We start from the raw sequence: 15,320 nt of genomic DNA, 5'->3' as shown, positions 1-15,320 counted from the left end.
TCAGGCTTCCCTTTGGCCATCGAGCAGACGCCGCACGTGCAGCGGGTTGTCCTGTCGAAGGGCGGTGGGTAGCAGGGCATCGGGGAAATCCTGGTAGCACACCGGACGCAGGAAGCGCAGGATCGCTGCGGTGCCCACCGAGGTGCTGCGGGCGTCGGAGGTGGCCGGGAACGGCCCGCCGTGGACCATCGCATCGCACACTTCGACGCCGGTGGGCCAGCCGTTGACCAGGAGCCGCCCGGCCTTGCGTTCCAGTATCGGCAACAGGCCGCGGGCCTGCTCGATATCGCCTTCGTCCAGGTGCAGCGTGGCGGTCAACTGGCCCTCCAGGTGCTCGGCCACCTGGCGGACTTGCTCATCGCTGGCGCAGGCCACCACCAGCGATGCGGCGCCGAACACCTCGGCCTGAAGCGCAGGGTCGGCGAGAAAAGCGTCGGCATGGGTCGTGAACAACTGCGCCTGGCCTTGGTTCGGGCCGTGCGCTGGCTGGCCACTGGCTGCGCTCGTGGCGTTGGGGTTGCCGGCCAGGTCGGCGACGCCGGCCTCATAGGCGCTGAAGATACCGGGCGTGAGCATGGTTTGAGCGGGCGCCTGGCGCAGGTGCTGGCCGGCGGCCTCGATAAAGCCCTGCAAGGCGGCGCCCTGGCGGGCGATGACCAAGCCAGGGTTGGTGCAGAACTGCCCGGCGCCTTGGGTCAGCGAAGCGACGAAGCTCTGCGCCAGAGCTGGGCCACGGTTGTGCAGTGCGGCGTCGAAAACGAAGACGGGGTTGATCGAGCTCATTTCGGCATAAACCGGAATCGGCTCCGGCCGCGTCTGGGCCACCTGGTTCAAGGCGATACCGCCGCTGCGCGAGCCGGTGAAGCCTACGGCCTTGATCCGTGGGTCACTGACCAGTGCCGTGCCGATCGCGGTGCCAGCGCCATAGAGGAGCGAAAATACCCCTTGCGCCAGGCCGCAGCGTTGCACGGCACGGGCCACGGCCCGGCCGACCAGTTCGCTGGTGCCCGGGTGCGCGCCATGGGCCTTGACCACTACCGGGCAGCCGGCCGCCAGGGCCGAAGCGGTATCGCCGCCGGCCACCGAAAAGGCCAGGGGAAAGTTGCTGGCGCCGAATACCGCCACCGGTCCCAGGGCCACCTGCCGCTGGCGCAGGTCGGCGCGGGGCAGGGGCTGGCGCTCCGGCTGGGCGTTGTCGACCCGCACGTCGAGCCATTCGCCATCGCGTACCACACGGGCGAAGGTACGCAACTGCGTGCAGGTGCGGCCGCGTTCGCCTTGGATACGCGCCTTGGGCAGGCCGCTTTCGGCGACGGCGCGGTCGATGAGGGTATCGCCAAGCGCTTCGATTTCGCTGGCGATGGTCTCGAGGAAGGTGGCGCGTTGCTCCAGTGGGGTTTCGCGGTAGCTGTCGAAAGCTGCCCACGCCAGCGCGCAGGCCTCGGCCACGTGTTCGCCGCTGGCGCCGGGGTAGGCGGGTTCCAGTGGCTGGTTGGTGGTCGGGTCGACGGCGCGGATCGAGGGTTGATTGCCGGTCACGCTGCGCTGGCCGATCAGCAGGTTGCCTGTCAGGGTCATGGAGCGTCCTTTGAGTTCGGAAGTGAAGATCTAGAAGCTGAGGCAGACCCTGTGGGAGTGGCGGTTCGATGACCCGATGTGTCCCGAGAACACGGGCGAGGCCCGTGCCATCCATCGCGGTGTCTGCTTCGCGGGCAAGCCCGCTCCCACAGAGCCTGTGCTTTTGCCTCAGGCCAGGTTCTGCTCTGCCGACCAGCTGGCGTACCAGGTGCGGAACAGGGCGTACTGCTGCTCGGCATAGTTGCGCTGGGCATCGGTGAGCGCGTCGGTTTCGTTGAAGTGCAGGCTGTACTCGCGGTCGCCGTTGAGCACCATCAGGTGCTTGTAGTACAGCACCAGGTCGCAGCCTTCATCGAACGACGACAGTACCGCCAGTGCCGATTCCAGTTCACGCGCCAGACGACGGGCCTTGGCATCGCCTTTGGCAGCCTGCTTGCTCAGGCTCACCAATTGCAGCACTTCACGGGGCAGGGCGTTGCCGATGCCGGTGATGGCGCCGGTGGCGTTGCAGTTGACGAAACCATGCACCACCTGGGTGTCGACACCGACCATCAAGGTCACGTCGTCGTCCTTGGAGGTGATGTGCTCAGCGGCATAGCGCAGGTCGGCGCCACCACCGAACTCCTTGAAGCCGATCAGGTTCGGGTATTCACGACGCAGTTCGAAGAACAGGTCGGCGCGGGTGGCGAAGCCATAGTAGGGACTGTTGTAGATCACCGCCGGCAGCTTCGGTGCAGCGGCGAGGATGGCCGAGAAATGGTGCTTCTGGGCGATCAGCGAGGCGCCGCGGCTGAGCACGCGGGGGATGACCATCAAGCCCGCAGCCCCAACCTGGGCTGCGTGTGCGGCATGCGATACCGCCTCACGGGTGTTCACCGCACCGGTGCCGACGATGGTCGGAATGCCGGCAGCCACCAGGCGTGCCACGCCTTCCTGGCGCTCGGCCTCGGTCAGCAGCGGCCAATCGCCCATCGAGCCGCAGTAGACCACGGCGCTCATGCCGGCCTCGATCAGTTCGCGGCCCTTGCGTACCAAGGCGTCGAAGTCCGGCTTGCGCTCGGCGGTGCAGGGCGTCATCAAGGCGGGCATGCAGCCAGTGAAGATATTCTGGGTCATGGTTGTCACTCCTAACGGTATTCGGGTTGAGAAGACGCCGGGTCAGATGCCCCAGGCGAAGGGATCTTGTTCGTCGATCAGCAACTGGCTGTCGGCGGTCATGTAGGCGCGGCCGGTGATGAACGGGCGGATACGTTCGCCATCGCGGGTGTAGCGGCCCTGGAACTGGCTACCCGTGATGCTCGCCTGGACCCAGGTCTGGCCTTCGGCGAGCTTGCCGTCGGCAGCCAGGCACGCAAGCTTGGCGCTGGTCCCGGTGCCGCACGGCGAGCGGTCGTAGGCCTTGCCGGGGCACATGACGAAGTTGCGGCTGTCGGCCTGCGGGTCTTCGGCGAATAGCTCGATATGGTCGATCGGCGCACCGTTCTCGCCGGTGATGCCCTGGCTTTCCAGGGCCTTGAGCATGGCCCAGGTGTAATCGGTGAGGGCTTCGCGGTTGGCCAGCTCGATACGTTGGTCGTGCTCGGACACCAGGAAGAACCAGTTGCCGCCCCAGGCGATATCGCCCTTGACCTCGCCATGGCCGGGGACGTCCACCGCCACGTGTTGGCGATAGCGGTAGGACGGTACATTGCCGACGGTCACTGAGCCGTCTTCGTGCAGGGTGGCGCTGACCTGGCCGACCGGGGTATCGATCTTGTGCTCGCCGGGCTCGATCAGGCCCAGGTGCTGCAGCGAGGCGACCAGCCCGATGGTGCCGTGGCCGCACATGTTCAGGTAGCCGGCGTTATTGAAGAAGATCACGCCGCAGGTGGCATCCGCCGACACCGGTGGGCAGTACAGGGCGCCCACCAGTACATCGTTGCCGCGTGGTTCCAGCAGGCAGGCGCGGCGCCAGGCGTCGTGCAGTTCGCGCAGCTCGTCGCGCTGTTCGGCCATGCTCCGCCCGTGCAGTGCCGGGAAGCCTTTCATCACCAAACGGGTCGGTTCGCCGCCGGTATGCGAGTCGATGACATGGATCTGTTTCATGGGCGAGTCCATTGAATGAAGAATCAGGAGGCAGCGGTGGCGGGGCGGCCGGCATAGGTGTCACTGGAGGCTTCGCTTTCATCTTCGCCCTCCAGGCGCACCAGGTGTGCCGGCACGCCTGTCGCCGCGCCCCAGTAGTAGATGGCCAAGGCACAGGCCGCCACGGCCAGGGTGTCGAACGGGTGGCCGAGAATGCCCAGGCCGCCGAAGCTGCCCAGCCAGGAGAGCAGGATGGTCACGGCGTAGAAGCCGATCAGCCAGGCCGACGAGCGCACCTGCTGGGCCAGCGACAGGTGTTGGGTCGGCACGAAGCGAGCGCACAGCAGGTACAGCACGAACATCAGGATCTGCAGGGCCAGCAGCCACGACACGGTGTTCCAGCCGGACCAGTAGACGATCAGCGCAGCGATGATGAACGACAGCGGGCCCAGCACACCCATGCCCATGACCCGGAACGGGCGAGGCATGTCGGGCGCGTTGCGGCGCAGTGCGGCGACGCTGACCGGGGCCACGGCATAGCTCAGCACCAGGGCGGCGGAGACCACGTTGATCAGCGCTTCCCAGGACGGGAACGGCAGGGTCCAGAACACCGCCAGGGCAAAGGTCAGCCACAGCGCCGGACGCGGAATGCCCGACTGTGCATCGATGCGGGTGAAGTACTTGAAGAAGGTTCCGGTCTGCGCCCAGCCATACACCACGCGCGGGGTAGCATTCATGTAGATGTTGCCGCAGCCGCTGGGCGAGATCACCGCGTCGGCCACCACCAGATAGGCCAACCAACCCACGCCTAGGGCGAGGGCGATGTCGCGGTAAGGCAGGGCCAGCTCCTTGGTCACCGACGCCCAGCCATTGGCGAGCATTTCGGTCGGTACGCTGCCGAGGAAGGCCAACTGCAGCAAGGCATAGATCGCGGTGGACAGCAGTACCGAGAGAATCAGCGCGATGGGAATGGTGCGTTGCGGGTTCTTGACCTCACTGGCCACCGAGATGATCGGTGTCAGGCCCAGGTAGGCGAAGATGATGCCGCCGGCCGACACGGCCATTTCCACGCCGGACAGGCCGAACGGGGCAAAGCCCTGGACCGTGAAGTTTTCCGGCTTGAAGAAGGTGAACAGCACGCCGATCACCAGCAACGGCACGATGAACTTGAACACGCTGACCAGGTTGTTGGCCTTGGCGAAGGTCTTCACGCTGCGGTAGTTGAGGAAGAAGAACAGTCCCAGCAAGGCGAATTGCACCAGCCAGCCGAGCACGGTTGGGTCGCTGGAGCCAGCCTTGGTCAGCCCGGGGAACCAGGCTGCGGCGTACTGGCGCGAGGCGACCACTTCGATGGCGATCAGACTGGAGAAGGCGATCAGGGTGATGAAGCCCATCAGGTAGCCGAGCAGCGGCCCGTGCGAATATACCGGGTAACGCACTACGCCACCGGCACGCGGCAGGGCTGCACCGAGCTCGCAATAGACGATGCCCAGCAACAGCACGGCGAAACCGCCGAGGAACCAGGAAAGGATACCCGCCGGACCGGCGATGGCCGAGACGTGGCTGGCGGCGAACAGCCAGCCGGAGCCGAAGATGGCGCCGAGGCCGATGAAGGTGAGGTCGAGCAATGACAGCTGTTTCTTGAATTTGCCTGACATGGGTTCGCCTTTTTGTTGGTTATTGGATAGGCAGGTCTGATGTCACGTTTTGCGGTTTGCTGCGCCGCGCTCTTGTCGGTGTTGGGCGGCTTGCGTGGGGCATAGAGTGAACCGACAAGGGGGCAGTGTTCTTGATGGTTTTCGGCAGGGGGCGTGACGAAATCGGCACAATTGCGAAAAACACTGGCGGTTGGGGGGAGTAGGTAGATAGGCTGGAGGGCATACCGTGCAAGGGTTTGAGTGATCTATACCTAGTGCCGGCCTATTCGCGGGCAAGCCCGCTCCCACAGGATCTCTACAGGCTTTGAAGAATGCGTTGTACCTGTGGGAGCGGGCTTGCCCGCGAATAGGCCGGGACAGCCACCCGAGATGAAGCTGATGACCAACCCCCCGTTGGCAAACCTGTACCAGTCCCTCGACCATCTGCGTCCCACCACGCTGGAGGCGTTGCTGGCCAGCGTGTCGTTGCTCTTGCCGATCCTCGATGCCATCCCCAATGCGGCCATCTTCATCAAGGATGCCGAGGCCCGCTATGTGCTGGCCAACACCACCCTGGTCCAGCGCTGTGGTCTCAAGCGTCTGCAGCCCTTGCTGGGCAAGACCAGTGCCGAGGTGTTTCCGGCGCAGCTGGGTCCTGGTTACACCGAGCAGGACCGTCGAGTGTTGGAAGAGGGGCGGGTACTGGAGGACCAGCTCGAACTGCACCTGTACGGCAGCCGTGAGGCCGGCTGGTGCCTCACCCACAAACGACCGCTGCGCGACCCGGCAGGAGAGATCATTGGCTTGGTAGGTATCTCGGTCGATCTGCAGTCAGCCGCCGACAGTCACCCGGCGTACCAGCGCCTGGCCGCGGTGGACGAGCACATCCGCCAACACTTCCACCAGCCGATCAGCATGGGCGAATTGACGCGTATCGCCGGAATCTCCGTGGCTCAGCTGGAGCGCTACTGCAAGCGGGTGTTTCACCTCACGCCTCGGCAGATGATCCACAAGGCGCGCCTGGAGCACGCCCATCGACTTCTGCACTCGGACCTGCCGATCACCGAGGTGGCGCTGCGCTGCGGCTACACCGACCACAGTGCCTTCAGCCGTCAGTTCAAGCAGTTGACCGGGTTCACGCCACGCCAGTACCGCCAGGCGACCGCCGATCAGTCGGGCTGAAACAGCGTACGGGCTTCGGCGAAACACTGCTCGGCGATGGCTGAACGCGGCTCGCTGCGGCGCAACAGCAGGCCGACCTGGCTATGAATGCTGGCATCGGCAATGGGGATGATGCGCAGGTGCTCGCTGAGGTCTTCGAGACCACAGTCCAACGGCATCACCGCGCAGCAGACGCCGGTGGTGATGGCCTGGATCAGCTGGAAGCTGGAGTCGCTTTCGAGCACGGCAAGTGGCTCCAGACCCCGGCTACGGAAACTCAGGTCCAGTGATTGCCGGTAGTGCATGCCCTTGCTCAGCAACCCCAGCGGGATGTCGGTCAGGGTGTTCCATTGCAGTTGCTCCTGCTCGAAGGAGAAGTGCCGGGTGTCGTGCAACAGGCCCATGGTGGTGGTACCCAGTTCGATCACTTCGAAGAAGCTGGCATTGACCTGGTCGAGGTAGCAGATACCCAGGTCGAGCTGATTGCGGCTCAGGCCATCAATGATCTGTTCGGTACTGTGGGAGCTGAGCTGAAACTGCAATTCGGGGTATTTTTCGCGCAGCGGCAACAGCAGGTGCATCGGATTGAAACTGGCCAGCGGCACCGTGCCCAGGCGCAGGCTGCCGACCACCTGGCCACGACAGCTGGCGGCCTCGGCCTGCAGGCCATCGTGGGCTGCGAGGAGGGTGCGGGCCCAGGCCAGGATGCGCTCGCCGGCCTCGGTGAAGCCCTCGAAGCGCTGGCCGCGCTTGACCAGTACCAGGTCCAGTTCATCCTCCAGGTTGCGCAGGCGCATCGACAGCGTCGGCTGGGTGATGTGGCACAGCGCCGCGGCCTGGCCGAAGTGGCGGGTCTGGTCGAGGGCGATGAGGAACTTGAGCTGCTTGATGTCCATGGAGATGCCTGGCGTCTGGTTGTGCAGACCTTAACCCAGCTCTGCGATAGATGTCATTGATCGGTCGGTACGTCATATCGATTGGACGCCCCATGGCCATCGGCCTAGCGTGGCGACAATGCCCTTGAAGGAGTTCCACCGTGCGCGTCCAACCTGATGCGGTCTTCGTACCGCTCAACATCGCCGTGCTGACCGTCAGCGACACCCGTACCTACGACAACGACACTTCCGGTGAACTGCTGGCCAGCCGCTCGCTGGAAGTCGGCCACCGCCTGGTGGCGCGCGCGCTGCTCAAGGATGATCTCTACAAGATCCGCGCCCAGGTCGCTACCTGGATTGCCGATGACCAGGTGCAGGTCGTGCTGATCACCGGTGGCACCGGTTTCACGGGGCGCGACAGCACGCCGGAGGCGGTGGAGTGCTTGCTGGATCGACGTATCGATGGGTTCGGCGAGCTGTTTCGAGCCTTGTCGATTCTCGATATCGGCAGTTCCACCGTGCAGAGCCGGGCATTGGCTGGCATGGCCAACGGCACCCTGGTGTGCTGCCTGCCCGGCTCGACCGGGGCCTGCCGCACGGCCTGGGAAGGAATCCTTGCGGAACAGCTTGATGCGCGGCATCGGCCTTGCAATTTCGTCAAGCACTTGAAGCCCATCGGAGCCTGTGGCAGCCGGGGTTGAATTGCAGCGGCCCTTTCGCGGGCAAGCCCGCGAAAGGGCCGCCGCTCAGCTCAACACATACTCCACCGGCTGCAAGGCCGGCGGCAGCGCCGCCTCTCCCAACGCCGACAGCACATCCCGTTCGACGGTGCGCACCATGGCATCGGTCGGCAGGTCGTTCTCGTCTCGCCCGAACGGGTCCTCCAGCTCATTGCCGATGGCGTCGAGCCCGAAGAAGGTATAACCGACGATGGTGGTGAACAGCGGCGCCAGCCAGCCGAGCGGCTCGGCCAGGGCGAAGGGCAGCAGCAGGCAGAAGATGTAAATGGTGCGGTGCAGCAGCAGGGTGTAAGGAAACGGCAATGGCGTGCCTTTGATCCGCTCGCACGTCGCCTGAACCTGGGATAGTCCCACCAGGCGTTGTTCCAGCAGGGTGTAGCGCCATTCGCTGATCAACTGTTGTTCGGCCAATCGCGAGCACTGCGCGCCGACGTCGCGCAGGATGCCGTCGCAGACATTGTGCGGACCGACTGCAGAGGGTTCGGCCAGCCAGGGCCGGGCCACGGCCAGCTCGTCCTCGCCACGCAGGCGTGCGTTGAGCGCATGGGCAAAGCCGCACAAGGCGCGCAGTATCGTCTGGCGTTGCTGTGGGTCGGCGATCGCCACGCTTTCGCGGGCGAACGAGCGCACTTCGATGATCAATTGTCCCCAGGCCTTGCGTCCTTCCCACCAACGGTCGTAGCAGGCGTTGTTGCGAAAGCTCATGAAGATCGAGAGCGACAGCCCGAGCAAGGTGAACGGCGTGGCGCTGACCGGGTAGAAGAATGCCGGGAAATGCCGCTCGACCAGCACGATCAGCGCGGCGAGCAAGGTGATCATCAGACAGCGCAGGGCGATGCGCTTGACGATGGACCCCTTGAGGGTGAACAGCACGCGCAGCACATCGGGGCGGGGGTGGACGATCATGGTGTTCCAGAGGCAGCCGGTCAGCCGCCGGTCATGTTCATGAAGCGCAGGATCTGCACGTCGCCACCGACTTCGAAGTGGTGACGGTAGGGCTTGAGGTGCAGGGAGTCGCGGATGGCGTTGTCCAGCCGCTCGGCATCGCCTGGGTGGGCCCGCAATACCTGCTTGAGGTCCATCGAATGTTCGTTGCCCAGGCACAGCAGGAGCCGGCCTTCGACGGTCAGGCGCACGCGGTTGCAGGTGGCGCAGAAATTATGGCTGTGCGGTGAGATGAAGCCGACGCGGATGTGCGGGGCTTCGGCCAGCCGCCAGTAACGGGCCGGACCTTGCGAAGACTCGGTCGATTCGATCAGGGTGAACTGCTCGGCCAGGCGCGCCCGAACATCGTCGCTGGAGCAGAACGACTCGCCGCGCTCATGTTCGCTGATCACACCCAGGGGCATCTCTTCGATGAAGGTGATGTCCAGTTCGCGGTCGATGGCAAAGCGCACCAGATCGACCAGTTCATGGTCGTTGCGGCCCTTGAGCACCACGCAGTTGAGTTTGGTGCGCTGGAAGCCGGCGCGGCGAGCGGCGTCGATGCCGGCGATCACCTGGTGGAGGTCGCCGGTGCGGGTCAACTGCTTGAAGCGTTCGGCATCGAGGCTGTCGAGACTGATGTTCAGGCGCGAGAGGCCGGCATCGAACAGCGGCTGGGCCAGGCGGTCGAGCTGCGAGCCATTGCTGGTCATGCACAGTTCGCGCAGACCCGGTAGGGCGGCGATACGTTGACAGAGATCGACGATGCCCTGGCGCACCAAGGGCTCGCCCCCGGTCAGGCGGATCTTGCGGGTGCCCAGGGCGACGAAGCGTTCGGCCACTTGGAACAGTTCTTCGAGGCTGAGAATCTGTTGGCGCGGCAGAAACTGCATGTCCTCGGCCATGCAGTAGACGCAGCGAAAGTCGCAACGATCCGTGACCGACATCCGCAGGTAGTCGATTTTCCGGTTGAAACCGTCGATCAGGGCGCCACTGTTCTGTTCCACGTGTTCGCTCGAGTAGGGGTCAGGACCATTGGGTCCAAGCTATAACCTGTGGCCACACCCGTCAAATTGCTTTCTCCGACTGCTTGATCAATGGCGTCTATCGATTGAGGCAGGATTTGCAGCGCCTGGGCGGCGCTCGGTCGCTCAGGCCCTGAAAATGCCATGACAAACTTTGAAAACCCATGATCGAAACCGCCTATCACGCCGTAAGGTATTTCGATTGGACGGCCTCCACCCGCGCTCAATAGGCTGAATAAAAGCACCGAGCGTGAGGACACCACCGTATGAGCCAGGACCAACACATCAGGGACTACAAGGGCCCTGCCGCCGGCTGGGGCGCACTCAAGAGCGTGACCAAGAGCTGGCTGGGCAGCGACAATGCCTTCAAGAACCTGCGGGCCATGCTCAAGACCAACCAGAACGGTGGCTTCGACTGCCCCGGCTGCGCCTGGGGCGAATCGCCGGAAAGCGACATGGTCAAGTTCTGCGAGAACGGCGCCAAAGCCGTCAACTGGGAAGCCACCGGTCGCTCGGTGGACCCGGCGTTCTTCGCCAAGTACAGCGTCAGCGCGCTGCGCGACCAGACCGACTACTGGCTCGAATACCAGGGTCGTCTCACCCACCCGATGCGTTACGACGCGGCCACCGATCACTACGTCGAGACTTCCTGGCAAGAGGCATTCGAGCTGATCGCCGGCCATCTGCGCGCGCTCGACTCGCCCGACGAAGCCGAGTTCTACACCTCCGGGCGTGCCAGCAACGAGGCCGCGTTCCTCTACCAGTTGTTCGTGCGCGCCTATGGCACCAACAATTTCCCCGACTGCTCGAACATGTGCCATGAGGCCAGCGGTGCCGGCATGGCGGAAACCCTCGGCGTCGGCAAAGGCACGGTGGTGTTCCATGATCTGGAACTGGCCGACGCGATCTTCGTCATCGGTCAGAACCCAGGCACCAACCACCCACGCATGCTCGAACCCCTGCGCGAGGCGGTCAAGCGCGGGGCTCAGGTGGTGTGCTTCAACCCGCTCAAGGAGCGTGGCCTGGAGCGCTTCCAGCACCCCCAGCATCCCCTGGAGATGCTCAGCAACGGCTCCGAGCCGACCACCAGCGCTTACTTCCGCCCGGCCCTTGGCGGCGACATGGCGGCCCTGCGCGGCATGGCCAAGTTCCTCTTGCAATGGGAGCGCGAGGCCCAGGCCAAGGGCGAGCCGGCAGTGTTCGACCATGCCTTCATCGCTGAGCATACCTCGGGCGTCGATGCTTATCTGGCGGCGGTGGATGCCACCCCGTGGGCGCATATCGTCAAGCAGTCGGGCCTGACCCTGGCCGAGATCGAGCTGGCCGCGCGCATGTACCGCAAGGCCGAGCGCGTCATCATGTGCTGGGCCATGGGCGTCACCCAGCATCGCCATTCGGTACCGACCGTGCAGGAAATCGTCAACCTGCAGTTGCTGCGCGGCAACGTCGGCAAGCCTGGGGCTGGTCTGTCACCGGTGCGCGGCCACAGCAACGTGCAGGGCGACCGCACCATGGGCATCGACGAGAAGCCCAAGGCGGCGCTGCTCGATGCCCTGGAGCAGCGCTTCCAGTTCCGTGTGCCGCGTGCCCACGGGCATAACGCGGTATTGGCGATCAAGGCCATGGAGGAGGGGCGGGCCAAGGTCTTCATCGGTCTGGGCGGCAACTTCGCCCAGGCCACGCCGGACACCCCGCGAACCCATGCGGCGCTGCGCAACTGCGCGCTGACCGTGCAGATTTCCACCAAACTCAACCGCTCGCACCTGGTCACCGGCCGCGATGCGTTGATCCTGCCATGTCTGGGCCGTACCGAGATCGACCTGCAGGCCGAAGGGGCGCAGGGGGTGACGGTGGAAGACACGTTCAGCATGGTGCATATCTCCAACGGGCAACTGCGCCCGCGTTCGGCGCACATGCGCTCTGAGCCCTGGATCATTGCCGGTATGGCCAAGGCCACGCTGGGTAACCAGCCGATCGACTGGGAATATGCGGTGGCGGATTATGACCGCATTCGCGACATGATCGCCGACGTCATTCCAGGCTTCAGCGATTTCAACCAGCGTCTGCAACATCCCGGTGGTTTCCATCTGGGCAACAGTGCCGCCGAACGCAGCTGGCGCACCGCCACCGGCAAGGCCCGCTTCATGCCCCATGCCTTGCCCGAGGAACTGGTCAATGCCCAGGTACTGGCGCGCGGCGACAAACCGGACCTGATCCTGCAGACCATGCGTTCACATGACCAGTACAACACCACCCTGTATGGCCTCGACGACCGTTACCGTGGAGTGTTCGGTCTGCGTGAAGTGGTATTCGTCAGCGAGGCGGACATCCGCCGGCTGGGCTTCGAGCCGGGCGAGCATGTGGACCTGGTGTCGCTGTGGGAGGATGGCGTCGAGCGGCGGGTGTCGGGCTTCCGCCTGGTGCCCTATGACATTCCCGACGGACAGGCAGCGGCCTACTATCCCGAGACCAACCCGCTGGTGCCCCTGGACAGCTATGGCGACGGGACCTACACGCCAACTTCCAAGTTCGTGGCGATTCGCTTGGAGAAGGCCAAGGTCGGGAATCGAATCGAGGCGGTGCTGGCGGCTGATTGATCGGCTGCCCGGGCCGCCGCGCCTCCCGGAAACCCTGCGTTGCCGGGAGGCGCGGGTTCACCCGCGAAGCATTCAACGCCGCTCAAGACCGGTGCACCGGCAACGCCGTGGTGTATTTCATCTGTTCCATGGCAAAACTGGAGGTGATGTTGGAAAGCCCTTCAGTGCTGGTGATCAGTTTCTTGTAGAAGCGGTCGTAGGCGGCGATGTCGCTCACCACCACCCGCAGCATGTAGTCCCAGTCGCCGGACATACGGTAGAACTCCATGACTTCCTCGAAGCCGCGCACCGTCGTGGCGAACTGCTCCAGCCAGGCATTGTCGTGGCGCTGGGTCTTGAGCTGGACGAACACGGTCAGGCCCAGGCCCAGTCGTGCCGGGTCGAGCAAGGCCACGCGGCCGAGAATGTAGCCGTCTTCCTCCAGGCGCTTGACCCGCTTCCAGCAGGGCGTGGTGGACAGGTTGACCGCCTCGGCCAGTTCTTTGAGCGAAAGGGAAGCGTCGCGCTGCAGCAGGGTCAGGATGTGCTGGTCAAAACGGTCCATGGAGAGGGCTGGTCGTCGCAAAGATATTCTTCAGGTTACTCCAGCGGGAGAAAAATATCCTCCACCGGCCCGCTGCCCCGTGCGTGTGCGATAGTTGTACATCCACTCCTGCCAATGGGCCCGACCATGTCCGACAAGCCGCGCCAGTTCGCCACCCGCACCATTCACGCCGGCGAGCAGTTCAGCGTCGCCGACAACGCGATCTTCCCTGCCATCGTGACCGCCAGTTCGTTCATCAAGCGTGGCCTGGACGATCGCCCGGAATACTCCTACAGCCGCGTCGGCAACCCTACGCGGCATGCGTATGAAACCTGCGTGGCGTCACTCGAGGAAGGCGTTGGCGCGGTGGCCTGCGCCTCGGGCGTGAATGCCACCGCCACGGTGCTCGAGTTGCTGCCCAAGGACGCCCACGTGGTGGTGATGAACGGCGTGTACGGCGGCACCTTCCGCATCCTCGAAGACTTCCGTGGGCGCACGTCGGGCCTGACTACCACCTATGTCGACCTCAATGACCTCGACGCCATCGCTGCCGCCATCAGGCCGGAAACCCAACTGATCTGGATCGAGTCGCCGACCAATCCGCTGCTGCACCTGGTCGACATCAAGGCTGTGTGCGACCTGGCGCGCGCCCGCTCCATTCTCACGTGCATCGACAACACCTTCTGCTCGCCCTGGAACCAGCGCCCAATCAGCTTGGGCGTGGACCTGGTGATGCATTCGGCGAGCAAGTACATCGGCGGTCATTCCGACCTGACCGGCGGCGTGGTGGTCGCGGCCAACGACGCGCTGCTGGCCCGTCTGCGCCGTATCAGCATGGCAGTGGGGGCGGTGCAGGGGCCGTTCGATTGCTACCTGGCCTTACGCGGGCTGAAGACTCTTGACGTGCGCATGGAGCGCCAGTGCGCCAATGCCCTGGAGGTCGCACGCTTCCTCGAAGGTCATGCGCAGATCGAGCAGGTGTACTACCCAGGGCTGCCGAGCCACCCGCAGCATGCCTTGTGCAAGCGGCAGATGCGCAGCGGCGGGGCGGTCGTGGCGATGAAGGTCAAGGGCGATCGGGCGGCACTCAACCGCCTGGTCGAGGCGCTGCAGATCTTCGTCCTGGCCGATTCGTTGGGCGGGGTGGAGAGCATGATCAACCACTCCTGGAGCATGTCGCACGTGTCGCTGAGCCCGGCGCAGAAGCAGACCATGGGCATCAGCGAGAACCTGCTGCGGCTGTCGGTGGGGATCGAGGATTATCGGGATCTGATCGAGGACCTGGACGGGGCGCTCAAGGCTTCGGTAGCAGGATGAAGCTGTGGGTCCCCTCGCCGGCAAGCGGGCGAGGGGACCGGTGAATTCAATGAAGGACCATCAGGACTTCGGCGGATGAATGATGCGTTCGATCTTGTCCTTGATCAGCAGCCGCTCCTTGCGCAGACGATTGACGGCTTCGTCGCTGGTGCCATTGCCTTCGGCGGCCACCACCTCCTTGTCCTTGGCGTTGTATTCCTTGTGCAGCAAATGCAGCGATGGGTCCTTGTCGATCAGTGCCTGGAACTGGTCAGCGGTAACGTGCAGGTCAGCGAGCAAATCATGCGGAACTGGCATTTCTTCACCTCTGTCAGGGGTTGTCGGTAGGTGTCCTGACCTTTGAGGATAGCCGTCTTTGCGCAGCTGGGGGACTGGGGTAGGCTGTCGCATCTCCCAGAGCCTGGAACCCGCGCCATGCCCCACCTGAACCTGGAATACAGCGACAACCTGCCCGAACTGAACGTCGACGTTCTGCTGTTACGCCTGAACCATGCCCTGGTCGGCAGCGGCCAGTTCGCCGATGAAGCGGACATCAAGAGCCGCGCCCAAGCCTTCAGCCAGTTTCGCGTAGGCACTGCGCCCGTCCAGCGGGCCTTCGCTCATGTGCGGCTGGCCATTCTCAGCGGGCGTTCGCCGGCGCTGAAGAAACAACTCTCCGAGGGGCTGCTCGACGTGCTGCGTGAGGCGATTCCGGCGCAGGCCGGTCTGGACCTGCAACTGTGCGTCGAGGTCCTCGACATGGACCGCGACAGCTACGTCAAGCTGCGCCTGCCCGGCTGAATGAACGACATTTAATCCAACCCAGACGCCACTCACGAATTTGTTGGCGTCTTTTTCACGAAATATTGATGGCACGCTTTCTAGAGTTCGCCCAACTTT

At 64.2% G+C, this 15,320-nt stretch carries 14 protein-coding genes; 5 read left to right on the top strand and 9 right to left on the bottom strand.

Annotated elements, in window-relative coordinates:
* From KY379_RS22215 to KY379_RS22200, 4 genes are all read right to left on the bottom strand, one after another.
* Positions 1–1,578, bottom strand: coding sequence for an aldehyde dehydrogenase (NADP(+)) (locus tag KY379_RS22215; protein ID WP_261241448.1), 1,578 nt, complete (start codon positions 1,576–1,578; stop codon positions 1–3).
* Between the two features lie 168 nt (positions 1,579–1,746).
* Positions 1,747–2,694 carry a dihydrodipicolinate synthase family protein gene (locus KY379_RS22210; protein WP_133327973.1) on the bottom strand — a complete coding sequence of 316 codons (948 nt, stop codon included), beginning with the start codon at positions 2,692–2,694 and terminating at the stop codon, positions 1,747–1,749.
* 42 nt (positions 2,695–2,736) lie between these two features.
* Entirely contained in the window at positions 2,737–3,663 is a 927-nt protein-coding gene (locus KY379_RS22205) for a 4-hydroxyproline epimerase (protein WP_261241447.1), read from the bottom strand.
* 23 nt (positions 3,664–3,686) lie between these two features.
* Complete coding sequence (locus KY379_RS22200; RefSeq protein WP_261241446.1) at positions 3,687–5,300, bottom strand: APC family permease; 1,614 nt, start codon at positions 5,298–5,300, stop codon at positions 3,687–3,689.
* Positions 5,301–5,678: 378 nt separating this feature from the next.
* On the opposite strand from KY379_RS22200, the gene KY379_RS22195 reads away from it, so the two are divergent.
* A complete protein-coding gene (locus KY379_RS22195; RefSeq protein WP_261241445.1) occupies positions 5,679–6,461 on the top strand; it encodes an AraC family transcriptional regulator in 783 nt (260 codons plus the stop codon).
* On the opposite strand, the gene KY379_RS22190 is transcribed toward KY379_RS22195, so the two are convergent.
* A complete protein-coding gene (locus tag KY379_RS22190) occupies positions 6,449–7,336 on the bottom strand; it encodes a LysR family transcriptional regulator (protein WP_133327979.1) in 888 nt (295 codons plus the stop codon). The two genes, KY379_RS22195 and KY379_RS22190, sit on opposite strands and share 13 nt — an antisense overlap.
* Positions 7,337–7,476: 140 nt before the next feature.
* Between KY379_RS22190 and moaB the strand changes: the two genes are divergently transcribed.
* On the top strand, positions 7,477–8,016 hold the full coding sequence (gene moaB / locus KY379_RS22185) for a molybdenum cofactor biosynthesis protein B (protein ID WP_133327981.1): 540 nt from the start codon (positions 7,477–7,479) through the stop codon (positions 8,014–8,016).
* A gap of 45 nt (positions 8,017–8,061) precedes the next feature.
* Here the strand turns inward: moaB and KY379_RS22180 are convergent, their stop codons facing one another.
* Together KY379_RS22180 and moaA are read right to left on the bottom strand one after the other, a co-directional pair.
* On the bottom strand, positions 8,062–8,961 hold the full coding sequence (locus KY379_RS22180; RefSeq protein WP_261241444.1) for a bestrophin family protein: 900 nt from the start codon (positions 8,959–8,961) through the stop codon (positions 8,062–8,064).
* 20 nt (positions 8,962–8,981) lie between these two features.
* A complete protein-coding gene (gene moaA, locus KY379_RS22175; RefSeq protein ID WP_133327985.1) occupies positions 8,982–9,986 on the bottom strand; it encodes a GTP 3',8-cyclase MoaA in 1,005 nt (334 codons plus the stop codon).
* Positions 9,987–10,270: 284 nt separating this feature from the next.
* On the opposite strand from moaA, the gene KY379_RS22170 reads away from it, so the two are divergent.
* Positions 10,271–12,601, top strand: a complete 2,331-nt coding sequence (locus tag KY379_RS22170) for an FdhF/YdeP family oxidoreductase (protein WP_261241443.1) — start codon at positions 10,271–10,273, stop codon at positions 12,599–12,601.
* Between the two features lie 82 nt (positions 12,602–12,683).
* Here the strand turns inward: KY379_RS22170 and KY379_RS22165 are convergent, their stop codons facing one another.
* Positions 12,684–13,145: an Lrp/AsnC family transcriptional regulator gene (locus KY379_RS22165; protein ID WP_133327989.1), complete on the bottom strand. Its 462-nt coding sequence runs from the start codon at positions 13,143–13,145 to the stop codon at positions 12,684–12,686.
* Between the two features lie 114 nt (positions 13,146–13,259).
* On the opposite strand from KY379_RS22165, the gene KY379_RS22160 reads away from it, so the two are divergent.
* Positions 13,260–14,441, top strand: a complete 1,182-nt coding sequence (locus KY379_RS22160) for a trans-sulfuration enzyme family protein (protein WP_133327991.1) — start codon at positions 13,260–13,262, stop codon at positions 14,439–14,441.
* A gap of 60 nt (positions 14,442–14,501) precedes the next feature.
* Here the strand turns inward: KY379_RS22160 and KY379_RS22155 are convergent, their stop codons facing one another.
* The gene (locus KY379_RS22155) at positions 14,502–14,738 is read right to left on the bottom strand and encodes a YdcH family protein (protein ID WP_133327993.1); all 237 of its coding nucleotides are present in this window, start codon (positions 14,736–14,738) and stop codon (positions 14,502–14,504) included.
* A 117-nt stretch (positions 14,739–14,855) separates the two neighbouring features.
* On the opposite strand from KY379_RS22155, the gene KY379_RS22150 reads away from it, so the two are divergent.
* Positions 14,856–15,221 (top strand): 5-carboxymethyl-2-hydroxymuconate Delta-isomerase, encoded by a 366-nt coding sequence (locus KY379_RS22150; protein WP_133327995.1) that lies wholly within the window; start codon positions 14,856–14,858, stop codon positions 15,219–15,221.
* Positions 15,222–15,320: the final 99 nt, after the last annotated feature.

Source organism: Pseudomonas sp. HD6422, assembly GCF_025377065.1.
GTDB lineage: Bacteria > Pseudomonadota > Gammaproteobacteria > Pseudomonadales > Pseudomonadaceae > Aquipseudomonas > Aquipseudomonas putida_U.
This window is presented reverse-complemented; position numbering and strand designations above follow the sequence as displayed.